The organism is Sorangium sp. So ce145 (assembly GCF_051525985.1).
Taxonomy (GTDB): Bacteria; Myxococcota_A; Polyangia; order Polyangiales; family Polyangiaceae; genus Sorangium; species Sorangium cellulosum_B.
The window spans coordinates 4,096,777-4,108,789 of record NZ_CP150315.1 but is presented as its reverse complement, the minus strand read 5'-3'; the positions used below and the strand labels follow the sequence as shown (position 1 = coordinate 4,108,789).

General features: G+C 72.7%; 7 protein-coding genes. 2 read left to right on the top strand and 5 right to left on the bottom strand.

The genetic code is table 11. From position 1 onward, the window contains the following. Positions 1-235: 235 nt before the first annotated feature. Entirely contained in the window at positions 236-919 is a 684-nt protein-coding gene (locus WMF34_RS15545) for a hypothetical protein (RefSeq protein WP_012235609.1), read from the top strand. Between the two features lie 131 nt (positions 920-1,050). Then, on the top strand, positions 1,051-2,625 hold the full coding sequence (locus WMF34_RS15540; RefSeq protein WP_437993753.1) for a hypothetical protein: 1,575 nt from the start codon (positions 1,051-1,053) through the stop codon (positions 2,623-2,625). A gap of 4 nt (positions 2,626-2,629) precedes the next feature. On the opposite strand, the gene WMF34_RS15535 is transcribed toward WMF34_RS15540, so the two are convergent. From WMF34_RS15535 to WMF34_RS15515, 5 genes are all read right to left on the bottom strand, one after another. Beyond that, positions 2,630-5,731, bottom strand: coding sequence for a hypothetical protein (locus WMF34_RS15535; protein WP_437993752.1), 3,102 nt, complete (start codon positions 5,729-5,731; stop codon positions 2,630-2,632). Between the two features lie 209 nt (positions 5,732-5,940). Then, a complete protein-coding gene (locus WMF34_RS15530) occupies positions 5,941-7,284 on the bottom strand; it encodes a zinc-ribbon domain-containing protein (protein WP_044964972.1) in 1,344 nt (447 codons plus the stop codon). A 402-nt stretch (positions 7,285-7,686) separates the two neighbouring features. After that, positions 7,687-9,420, bottom strand: a complete 1,734-nt coding sequence (locus WMF34_RS15525) for a sigma-54-dependent transcriptional regulator (protein WP_044964970.1) — start codon at positions 9,418-9,420, stop codon at positions 7,687-7,689. Between the two features lie 299 nt (positions 9,421-9,719). Continuing rightward, on the bottom strand, positions 9,720-11,357 hold the full coding sequence (locus tag WMF34_RS15520) for a GMC family oxidoreductase N-terminal domain-containing protein (RefSeq protein WP_437993751.1): 1,638 nt from the start codon (positions 11,355-11,357) through the stop codon (positions 9,720-9,722). After that, entirely contained in the window at positions 11,354-11,941 is a 588-nt protein-coding gene (locus WMF34_RS15515) for a gluconate 2-dehydrogenase subunit 3 family protein (RefSeq protein WP_437993750.1), read from the bottom strand. Before WMF34_RS15515 ends, WMF34_RS15520 begins: the two co-directional genes overlap by 4 nt. Positions 11,942-12,013 lie beyond the last annotated feature (72 nt).

The window sequence follows — 12,013 nt, the reverse complement described above, 5'->3', positions numbered from 1 at the left end:
CGACAACGTGCTCCAGGACCTGTGTACCCAGGCCGCGGCGACGCCGCTTTCCGCTCGCTGGACGCGCCTCGTGCCATCTGCACCGCAGCGTCTGGCCTCGCGCCGCCAAGTCGTTGTAGAACACGCCCCCACCTCGGCCGTCTTACCGACCGTGACCAGCGGCGGTGAGCCGCCGCGGGTGCGGCGAGCGTCCCATTGTGGCGGCCTCACCCGCACAACCCTGAAGGAGCCTCGTATGCGCTTGCACGTCCTCATCCCAGCGGCCCTGCTCGGCCTCGCGCCCCTCGCCTGCGGCGGCAGCGACCCGGAGCCGAACAACCCGTCGCAGATGCAGAACCAGTACGGGGCGTCAACCCAGTACCCCCCCGGACAATACCCGCCCGGCCAGTACGGTCAGCCCACCCAGCCGGGCCAGTACGGCCAGCCCACCCAGCCGGGCCAGTATCCGCCGCCGGCCACCACGACCCCTACCCCGACGCCGACGACGCCGACCGCGACGGGCACGAGCACCGGCCAGGCGACCCCGATCGCGCCTGCCGCGGTCAGCGCAGCGACCCCGATCCTCACCGCCATGGCGGCCTCCGAGGTCCAGGGCATGCAGCCGGAGGGCGGCGCGTTCGCCGGGCAGTTCCAGGACGGCCAGACGCTCGAGCAGCCGTTCAATATCCAGCCGGGCAAGTGTTACTCGGTGATCGGCGTGGGCCTCGGCGTCCAGGAGCTCAACCTGCAGATCGTCGCGCAGCCCGCGCCGATGCTGCCGCCCGTGGTGCTCTCCCAGGACAACACCACCGGACCGAACGCCACGCTCGGCGGCAAAGGTTCTTGCTTCAAAAATCCGCTCCCCGTGGGCGGCCCCGCGAAGGCCGTCATGACCGTCCGGGGCAGCGGCCTCGCCGTCGCCCAGATCTACGTGAAGTAGTCGCGTCCCTTCGGGCCGGCGCCGTCTGCCTCACGCATCGAGGCGCGGCGCCGCCGCTCGCGCCTCGGGACCTCCGTCGTACGTTTGCCCCTCCACTGTTCGCCGGGGGAGATGCAAGGTACACTCCAAGGGTGAGCTTGCCTTGGAAGTACTCGGCTCCCTGGATCGCCATCGTCGGACTGGCGTCCTGCTCTTTTCGTATGGCCGATGAGTCGGCGGACAGCCCCGAGTTGCCCGGGGACACCGCTCAACCGGCCGTCCTGGCGTTCGAGGAGGAAGGGACGCTGCAGCTCGTGCCAGGGGAGCTGCGCACGGTCTGGGTCACCGGACGACCGCCAGCGCCCTACGAGGTGAGCTTCACCCTCCTCGGCGAAGCTGCAGGTGCATGGGTCGACCGCACGACGGCCGTCGCGGACGAAAATGGCAGGGCCTCGGTTCAGCTCCACGCGTCGACTTTGGGAAGCACGTTTCGGCTCCGCGCCGCGACAAAGGGCGGGCCGTCCGCGGAGCTCGGTGTTTCGGTGAGCGCGGAGGGCTTCGGCACGCTCCGCGTCATCCCGGTCTACGAGGGGACGCGTGTCGCGAAGGACTGGACGGCGAGCGTCGTCGCGGAGGCCACCTGCGAGGAGATCGCAGCCGCTGCGCCCGAAGCCCCCGTGGGCGCGCTCGTGGCGCACGGCGGTCCAGACGAACCGGTCGTCGTCGAGGGCGCGCCTGTAGGGCCGAGCCTTACCGTCGCTCTCCACAGCGGTCGGATCATGTGGGGTTGCGTGGGTGAACGAGAGCTGCAGGCCGGCTCAGCGCGCGACGTCTGGGTCCCGATCAAGGACCTGCCGATCGATATGGCGGCGACGCGCCTCGACACGAAGCTGACCCTCGTGACGGCGGACGGGCTGACCGCGATGCTCGAAGCAGCGGCCGAGCAGCTGCTCGACGCGTTCTTGCCTGCCGGCGCGGAAGCCGCGTCCCTGCTCGACGCCATGCAGCGCGCGGCGCCGCCGGACCAGGCGCGCGCGTTTGCCGCGCAGCGGATCGAGCGTGACTGGGACGCTGCAGCACAGGCGCACCTCGCCGCGCTCCCGCTCCCCCTGCGCGACAGGTGTCGTGGATGGGCGCGTGCCGGGCTCGCGGGTACGCCGCTCGCGCTCGACGGCCAGCTGAGCGGCGTGGCAGACATGCAGGGACGCGCGCTCTTCGAGGCGAGCTGGCTCGGCAGCGTGACCGCTGACGACGCGGGCGTACCACCGGCACATTTCATGTCGTGGAAGGCGGATCCCGGCGACGTGCTCCGGCTCGCGGGGACGCTGACGTGGTCACCAACCCACTACATCGGCGGAGTGACCGGGCTCGGGGTCGCAGCGGAGGCGGACGCGGAGTCCGTCCCCGCGGCGCTCGCCACCGCCGCAGAGTGCCAGGCGCTCGGCGAGCTGCTCGGCGGCTACTCCGACTGCACAGGCGACTGCATGGCGATGCTGTGCGCTGGCGGGCTCAAGCTCCTGTGGCGCGCTGGCACCGAGGCATCGGAGACGGCCGGGATGATCGGCGAGATCGTCGTGAACGCTTCAGGCCCTGCGCAGCTCAACAGCTCCGCCGCGCCGATCGCATGGACGGCCGACTGGCTCGGGACCATCCGCTACGGCGAAGGCGAGGAGGTCGGCGTCGAGGGACGGGTGAACGCCGTTTCGCCGGAGGCCATCACCCGCTAGCGGATCATCTGGCGGCGTCCTTCGGCTCGCAGCGCAACCGCCACCTCCGGCCCGTTGCGCGCTCGGTCGCAGCGAGCGGGATCGCGCTGGCGCCAACGTCGTTCGGCTTCTCGGGTGCCTTCGAGAAGGCGCCCTGCAGCCTCACCGCCATCGCCTCGACGCACGCGCTGCCTGGATCCAGGCGAAGCCGGAACTCGGCGCCGTCGACAGAGGGAGCGCTTCCGCCGAGATCGAAGCTCGGCGAGCCCTCCAGGCTCGTGTCGAGGAGCCAGCCGTCCTGACCCGGAGCGCAGCGCTCGATCCGCGTATCCGCGAGGTCCTTGCGACCGAGCGGCACGGCCTCGCCGAGCGCGCCGGTCTCGCGGTCGATCGGGAGCACGTGCCAGGAGCCGGCGCGCACGCCAGGGTCGGGAGCCGCCGAGATGAGCAGGCCGACGCCGCCGCCCAGCGCACGCCGGACCAGCCGCGGAGGATCCACGCCGTAGCCCGTGCGGCCAGGGCGATAGTAGGTCGCCAGCTGCCGCGCGATGCCGAGGTCGGCGCGCCACAGCGCCACGACGTCGTACGAGCCGCCGGGCGTCACGAAGAACCACGTCTCGCCGAGCCGCACGGCGCCGTTCGGAAATGGCCGGAGGAAATTGCCGGCGCGGCCGGCGCTGTCGCGCAACGGAAGGATCGGCAGCCCTTCGGAGGCTGCGAACAGGCTGCATCCGGCGCCCCGACACACGTGGGTCAGCGCGGCCCGTCCGCCGGGATCGAGGTACGCGCCCCAGGACGCCGCCCCCTGGCTCACCACGCCGAGCGCCTCAGCGGCCGACGCCTCATCCGACCAAGGCGAGGCGCTCACGCCGCTGGAACGCACCCCGCCATCCGGGTCGAAGCGATCGTCGAAGCGGAGGAGCCAGCGCCCGGCGCGCGCCCAGTCTGCGCCTCGCTTGCCCCATGCGTAGGCGCGCATCGTCACGATGTCGTACGGAGCCCCGTTATCGAGTCCGATCTCGTCCGCCCCACGCTTGGGCGGGGGCGTGTTGCGGAAAGGAGCCCACGGCGACGTCGGTATCTCCGTCGACGCCGAGCGCGTGACCGACGAGGCCGGGCGCGCTCCCTCGGCGCGCGCGGAAGGCGCCGCGGGAGGCTTGTCCGGCAGCGGCGGCGTCGAGGAGCCGAGGGCCTCGCAGCGCATCGCGATCGGGCTCCCCGCGCGGAGCGGCGTCTGGAGCACCGGCGGCGGCTTCGCCTCGGCGAGATCGTCCGGCAGCGCCGTCTTGCCCCAGCCGACCCGGATCCAGCCCCTGAAGACGCAGCCGACAGGGCCGCACGCGCGCGTCCTCGACGCCGCGGTGTCGTCGTCCCGCTCCGGCAGATCGAGCGAGCGCCAGGTCATGCCGCCGTCCGTCGACTCGGCGGCGCGCTCGCCTTCTCCGAGGGAGAACGCGAACCGCCCGGACAACAGCGCGCCCGTGCCGTCCTGGCGCGGCGCCCCCGCGGTCACCTTCCCGCTCTTCGTGTCGATCCGAACGCCCACGATCGGACCGCCTGCCTCCACCCAGCCGCCGATGACGCCGGGCTCACGCTCCTCGAACCCTTCGATCCACATACCGCGCTGCAGATCGCGCGCGGTGCTGCGCGGCTTGGGCGGGAGGATCAGCGGGACGGTCGTGACGTCGCTCCCCTTGAGCAGCGTGAGCTGCCCCGAAGCGTCCAGGCGAGGCGGCGAGAGGACGGCGATGCGGCCGTCGGACAGCGCGACGACGCGCTCGATGCCGACGTCTCGCGCGGGCGCGCGGACGTGGATCTCGCGGGTGCGCCCGTCGGCGGCGACGACGCAGTACGCACGCCCGGCGCGCACCGCGCTGTCTTCGCTGCAGGAGCCGCGGATCACCAGCGCGCCGTTGCCGCTCGCGACCACGAAGCGGGGCTCGTCGAAGCGCATCAGCCGGCGCATGCCGAGCGGCGGCTGGAACGCGTACACGGTCGTCGGCCCCTCGCGCTCGCCGCACACGAACCCGAACGACGCCCCGGCGCGGATCGCATGGCAGGCCGCCTCTCGCTCCGGATAGGCGTCGGGCGCGACGTCGATGACCGCCCCGTCGCGCAGCGAGACGCGCGCCAGGGCGCCGCCGCGCGCCACCACCGCGGTCGCGCTCGAGTCGGGCCACCCGTCCTCGACCGCGGCGCGGAGCGGGCGCCTCCCGAGAGGCCCCTGGGCGCGCGCCGGCGGCTCCTGCACGTCGTCGGAAGCCTCCAGCGCGCGGTATGTCACGCCGCCGCGCGCATCGACCGCGTAGAGCCCGCTCGCGGTCATGACGGCAGGATCGCCGCCGACGACGGCGACAGAGGTCGGCCGCGCGTCGATCTCGACCTCACGCCAGGTGGCCCCGGCGTCGAACGTGACGAGCAAGCCGCGCAGATCGGCCTCGACCAGGGCGCGCCATCCGTCGGCGAACGCGATCTGGCCGTACGTGCTCGCCGGTGGGAGCGGGCCGAGCGGCATCGCCGCGCCCGTCTGCGCGTCGAGCGCGAGGAGCCGGTGGCTGTGCGAGAGCCGCGCGTAGAGGCGATCGAACCCCGCGAGGATCTCGTTCGCCTCCGACGGCAGCTGGACGAGCGGCTCGAGCGGGGCGAGCCACCCCTGGGCCCGCCAGAGCTGCGCGCTGCCGCGGTTCGAGGCGTGGAACAGGTACCCGCCGCCCAGGCGCGTCGGCAGCTTGAGCGAGGTGACCTGACCTGACGGCAACAGGTCGGCCGCGCGCTCGAGCGATCCATCGTCGTGCGCGACGACGCGCATGCGATCGATGAGCACCCGCTTGGCCCCCGCCTCGCTGGCCACCACGCCGCGCTCTCCGACGAGATCCGGGAGCAGCCGCGATGGAGTGACCATGGTCACGAGCGCCTCCTGCGAGGATCGCCCGCCCGGAGCCGGGCGCGACGCTTGCCCGGAAGCGCTGCGATCGCTCGACGCCGGTCCTCCGGAGGGCGCCATCGCCGCCTGTCCACCGCACCCTGCCGCGCTCGCGCAGAGGACCAGCGCCATCGCGGAGCGCCGCGCCGCGCCCGGCATCCGCCGAGGAACCGGCGCGCGCAGCCGCCCGTCGGGCTCACTCATGACGGACGATGCTAGCGCGGCGGTCCAGGCGCCGCACCGTCCTTGCGAGCGCACACGCCAAGCTTCAGCCGCGGCTCGCGTCGCGCGTGTCTGCAGCGGCTGGCTCACGCCGGTCGCGCACCGCACGCCCAGCGCCGGAGCAGCCGCTGCACGCGCGGCTCCGGCGACGAGGATCTCCGCTCACCGATCGGACGGCGGCCGACGCGCGTTCACTTGCCCTTTGCGGAGCACTGCATCGCGCACATCAGATCGCCGACCGCGCACCCGCAGCCGCCGCGCTTCGCGGGGGCCGGAGCGGCCGGCGCCGGGGCGGCCGCAGCAGGCGCCTGCTTGCCTGCGGTGCTACCGCCGGTGTTCGGTCGCGGCGACGGCTTCGCGTTCGGGCGCGCCCCCGCTGCCGTCGGCGTCGCGCTCGGCGCAGCGCTCGCGACCGGCTCTGCCGTCGCGGTCGCCGACGCCGTCGCCGACGCGGTGGGCGCGGGCGCCGGCGCCGTGTCGAGGGGCGCCGGCGTCGCCGGCGCGGCGGCCGTGGGCGGCGCGGTCTCGACCGCGGTGGGAACCGGCGTGCTGCCCCCGCCCTTCATCAGGAAGAAGACACCTGCGATCGCGATGCCCGCGATCGCGATGCCGGCGGCGATGATCAACGGGGCGCGGTTCTTGGAAGGGGCCTCGCCGACGTTCGGCGGCGCGACCGACGGCGCTCGCGCCGTGGTCACGATCGGCGCGCTGAGCTGGAACAGGCCGCCGTCGTTGGCGACGATGCTCGCGACGGGCGACGGCGCTCGGACGCCGGCTCCCGACGCGAGGGCCTTCAGGTCGATGAGGCCGGAGTCGTCCGAGGCGCTGACGGCCGCCCGCGCCGGGGCCGGAGCGGCGGCCTTCGCCGTGAGGGCGCTCAGCGAGAACAGCATCGAGTTCTCGTCGCGCTGGCCAGGCGCGGCGCCGCTCTTGAAGAGCGGAGCGCTCGTGGCCACGTCGTCGGAGCTGGGCCGGTGCGCCTCGACGCCCGGGCTCGCGCCGAAGAGATCCTGCGTCGGACGCGCCGGATCGCGACGCACCGCCGCTGCTCGAGGAGCGGCCGCCGCGACCGACTCGACGCCCGGGGAGGTCTGCCCGAGGGCCGCTCCCCCGCTGGGCGCGGACGTCGACTGCACCGGCGCCGCCTCCTGCGCGGCCACGGAGGCAGGAGCGCTGCCTGCATGCAGGGCCGCGACGATCGTGTCGATCTGGCCGAGCGGCTGCCAGTCGGCCATGCCGTCCGCCCAGACGTACGTCTCGGCGTTGATCACCCCCGACTGGTAGCTCGTGACGATCTCGGCCAGCGCCATCGAGCGCTGATCGCCGTCCGCCACGTTGACTAGGTACGTCGTCCCGTCATTCGGAACGCTCGTGCCGGAGACCGGATCGGCGACTCCGCCGTTGGTCGTCACGCCCGAGCTGTTCACGAGGATCGTCGCGCCGCATTTGCGGCACTTGATCTTGACGGTTCTGCCTTGGACCTTCTCGTCCGAGACGGTGTATTTCGACTGACAGGACTGGCAGGTGATCTTCATTGGGGGCTGGCCCGCTGGGGTGTAGTGCCGGCGAGGCGTCGCGTAGAGTTTACCTTGATGCCGCGCCGGTGGCTCGCTCTCTGACGTGCCAGTCGCGCGTCTGATCTCGCAGCTCCGCTTTACGATAGCCGAGGTCGTCGTCCCTTCGTAAAGCACAAAGGGACGGACCTCCGACGGGACCGTTGTCGGGGTGCGGCGCAGCAGCGCGCAGGTCGGGCTCCGGAGTGCGACCAGCCGCCTGGCGGCGCGGCTCGGGCGCCCATCCGCGCGGGGAGGCGCCTCACACTCGACGCGCCCGCCCGACCCGTGATTGCTGCTGTACTGCGAACCTGCGGTGTGGCGGTGTGAGCTCGCGGCGCGGCGCGGTGTGGCCTCGCGGCGCAGAGCGGCAAGGAGGCTCCGTCAGGCGTCGCCGCGCGCGGAACCGAGCTCTTCCAGGACGGGCTCGTCGGTGACGACCGGCACATCGTCGACCGGGTCTTGCGGCTCGGCGCTCTCGCTGTGCCCCTGGGCCTCGTGGCTCCCCACGTGCTCCCCGTACGCCTGCAGCTTCGAGTACAGGCCGCGGCGGCTGATCCCGAGCACGCGGGCGGCGCGCTGTTTGTTGCCGCGCACCGCCTCGAGGGTCAGCAGGATGAGCTTGCGCTCCGCGTCCGCCAGGCGCGTTCCGACCGGAAGGCGCAGCACGAGCGGGTGCTCGGCCGCTTCGCCGGCGTCCCGCGACGGCTCGGCCTCGTGCGTGCCCGCCTCCCCCGGCCTCCGCGGCATCGAGGCTGGGCCGATGGAGGACGGCACCGGCTGCGCGCCGACGTGCGACGGCACGGGCTCGGAGGGGACCACCAGGTCGGCGGCATGAACGATCGGCACCGAGAGCGGCTCGGCCGGCTCGGCAGGGACGACCGGCGCCGCCACCCTCGCCGACGGGATGCTGTCATAGGAACGCCGGCCCGAGCGCCGCTCGATCCGGCCCTGGCCGAGCTGGACGTCGTTGGCCGAGACCAGCTCGTTCGAGGCGAAGAGCGCCGTCTGCTCGATGACGTTGCGCAGCTCGCGGACGTTGCCCGGCCAGTCGTGCTCGGCCAGCCGCTCGACGGCGGCGTCCGAGAGGCGGCGGGCCGGGGTGCCGTAGCGCTTGGCGAACTTCAGCAGGAAGCGCTCGGCGATGGGCAGGATGTCCTCCCTGCGCTCGCGCAGCGGGGGCAGCGTCACCGTGAACACGTTGAGCCGGTAGTAGAGGTCCTCGCGGAAGACGCAGTCGTCGACGAGGTCGAGCAGGTCCTTGTTCGTGGCGGCGACGACGCGGACGTCGGCCTCGATCTCCTTGCGGCCGCCGACGCGCGTGAACCGGTACGTCTCGAGCACGCGGAGGAGGCTGACCTGCACGGCCGCGTCCATCGTGCCCACCTCGTCGAGGAAGACGGTGCCGCCCGCCGCCGCCTCGAACTTGCCCTCCGCGGCCGCGAACGCGCCGGTGAACGAGCCCTTCTCGTGGCCGAAGAGCTCGCTGCCGATGAGCTCGCGCGGGATCGCGCCCGTGTGGACCGGCACGAACGGGCCCGCGCGGCGGCGGCTCCGGTTGTGGATGGCGCGCGCGACGAGCTCCTTGCCCGTGCCGCTCTCGCCGACGATGAGCACGGGGGCCATCGTCGCGGCGACGCGATCGATGCGGGTGAAGACCTCCCGCATCCGCGGCGAGCCGCCGATCATCCCCTCGAACACGAGCTGCCCATGGAGGGGATCGTCGTCGTCGAACTCGGTCGGCGGCGACGAGAGGAGCTCGCGCACGAGCAGCACGAGGCGCGCCGGATCGAGCGGCTTCTGGAGGTAGTCGGCCGCTCCGAGCTTGAGCGCGTCGACGGCGCTGGTGATCGACGCCGCGCCGGTGACCATGACCACGTGGGGCGGCGGCGCCTTCGGCTCGGGACCCTCGAGCTCGCCGGGCGAGAGCCGGCGCATCAGATCGACCCCCGTCATGCCCGGCAGGTTGAGATCCGTGACGAGCACGTCAGCCGGCGTCCGCTGGTGGATCTCGAGCGCTTGCTCGCCGCTCGACGCAACGACGACGTCGAGCCCTTCGTGGCGCAGCACCGCCTCGAGGATGGCCGCCTGGTCGGGCTCGTCCTCGACGAGGAGCACACGGCCGTGATGGCTGTGGCTCCGATGCGGCGAGCGCGCTTGTCCGCGCGGAATTGCAGCTGAAACTGCGTTCGGTCCCAAAGCTTCCCTCCCAGCTCGGCGGACGGACGGCTCGGCCCCGTGCGAGTTGAAACGTGCCGTTAAACTTGTACCTCGCGGGGGCCTCGTATCAACTCGGGAGTTGCCTCCTTCTCGGGTGCAAAGCCCCCCTCACATGCCGTCCGCGACATGCCGTGCCTGCCCGACGGATGCAGCGCCCCTGGCTCACTGACTCCTGTGGTGACACGCCGCCGCGCGCCTCACCAGCGCTCGATGATGCCGCATGCGATGCGATCGGCCAGCGCCATGCACGTAAGCATCGGATTCACGGCGGGACTTCCGGGAAAGATGCTCGTGTCAGCGACGTACACATTGTCCAGATCGTGGCAGCGCCCCGCCTCATCGACCACCCCGTCCCGCGGGCGCCTCGACATCCGCGCCGTACCGAAGGCGTGATTCGCCGCGGTGATCGTGTCGCGCCCGTCGAGCCGTTTGCTCTTCAGGATCTCGGCTTCTTTCGGCGACGTCAGCTCGTCGGGCACGCCGTGCAGCCCGGGCAGTATCGACGAGGCCCCCGCCGCCCAGCAGATGTCGGACAGGATGCCGAGACCGCGCTGGATCTTCTCGACGTCGCGCGGTGCGTAGTCGAATCGCACATCAGGGTCCCAGCTGCCGCGCTTCGGACGCACCGTCCCGCGCGACTGCTCGGCTGCAATGATGACGTCGAACGGCGCCATCCGGTTGTATGTCCGGAGATGACGCTGGTAGTCGTGCCCGAGGCCGGGAAATCGCGCGGCGAGCACGGCCGGAGGCGACCAGAGGACCTCCAGCTTGATCCCTTGCTCGATGAAGTGGAGCGAGTGATAGCCCTGCGTCGCGCCCTCCCATGGATCGATGGGCTCAGGGAACACCGCCATGATGGCGAGCCCAGGGTGGAGCTGCAGCTCGTTGCCCACATAGCCGCTCGATCCGGCGGCGCCGCTGCGGAGCAGGATGAGCGGGGTCGCCATGCAGCCGGCCGCGAGCACGACGAGCTCCGCCCGTATCTCGACGGGCGCCCCCTCGCGCCAGGTGAACGGCTCGATCGTGCGCCCGCGCATCCCGGCGGCGCGCCTGCCGGAGAGGAGCAGCTGCTCGGCGCGCACGCTGGTGAAGACGCGCGCGCCCGCCCGGATCGCGGCGGGGACGTACGAGACGTCGGTCGACATCTTCGCGCGGTTGCGACACCCCGTGAAGCATTCGCCCGAGCCGCGGCAGCCGCGCACGTTGCGGTGGGTCGGCTCGCTCGACAGCCCCAGCGCGTCGCAGCCGCGCTTGAAGCGCAGGTTGCGCTCGCCCTGCACCTCCATCGGCGTGGGCGAGACGCCGAGCAGGCGCTCGACGCGATCGTAGTGGGGCAGCAGCGCGTCCAGGGTGAGCGAGGACGTGCCGGTCCGCTCTGCCCACTTGTCGAACACCCAGGCGGGCGAGCGCGCGCAGATGGCCGAGTTGACGACCGAGCCGCCCCCGAGCGCGATCGCCTGCATGGTCGGGATGAGCATGCGCCCGCGGGCGGCGCGCATCCCCCCCTCGCGCAGCGTGCGCGCAAGCGACTCGCCCGGCTCCTGGCGGAAATCGTCCACGCCGAACGGCGGCCCCTCCTCGACGAGGATCACGTCGCGCCCCGCCTCGGCGAGCTCCTTGGCGACGACCGCGCCGCCCGGACCCGAGCCGACGACGAGCACCTCGCACGACGCCCGCACCTCGCGCTCGTAGTCGGCGAACACCTTCACCTGCGAGCGCGGCTCGCCGGGCGCGAGCGGCTCCACCGCGCCCCTCGATCGGAGCGTCGCCTCGGAGAGCGAGCGCCGCTCGCGGCCCGCGGCGCGAGGCGGCTCCGGGAAGACGGGGAGCTTCACGCCGTCACCCCCGGCGCGAGCGACGGGGGCGCCGCGGCGGCGAGCTCACCCGCCGCTCTCCCGGCGGCGCGGCGCTCGAAGGGCGTGGCGCAGCAGGCGACGCCGATCGCGCCGGCGACCTTCTCGTTCGCGAGATACCCCATCGAGAGCATCGTCCGCAGCGAGAGGAACGTCACCCGCCGGAGGTAGATGCAGCTCTGCGCCATCGACGCGAGCACCGCGATGCGATCGGCCTGCGGGAGGCGCGTGAAGCGTGCGCGGCGCGGCCCGAAGACCCAGGGCGAGAGCTCGACGAAGTGGAACAGCAGCCGCATGTAGGGCCGGAGAGGCCGCGGTGTGCGCGCGACGTAGCGGTCCACGTACTCGACCAGCCCGGCCTCCGTGCCGGAGACCGGGATCGGGCCCCCGGCCGGGAACAGGGCGTCAGCGCAGGCCGCCACGATGGCCCGCTCCTTCACGGACAGCGCGGAAGAGGGCGCGCCGGGGGCCGACGCCCTGCGCACGAGGAAGACGGCGGCGAAGGCGAGCGCCGCCAGGACGACGACGGGACCGATCACGGGCAGGTGCGCAACGAGCTCGCTCATCACTCGACTCCTTCCTTGTCAGCACGGGAAGCCGTCGCCGTGGCTGCCTCGACAGCGTAGCCCTACAGTCAG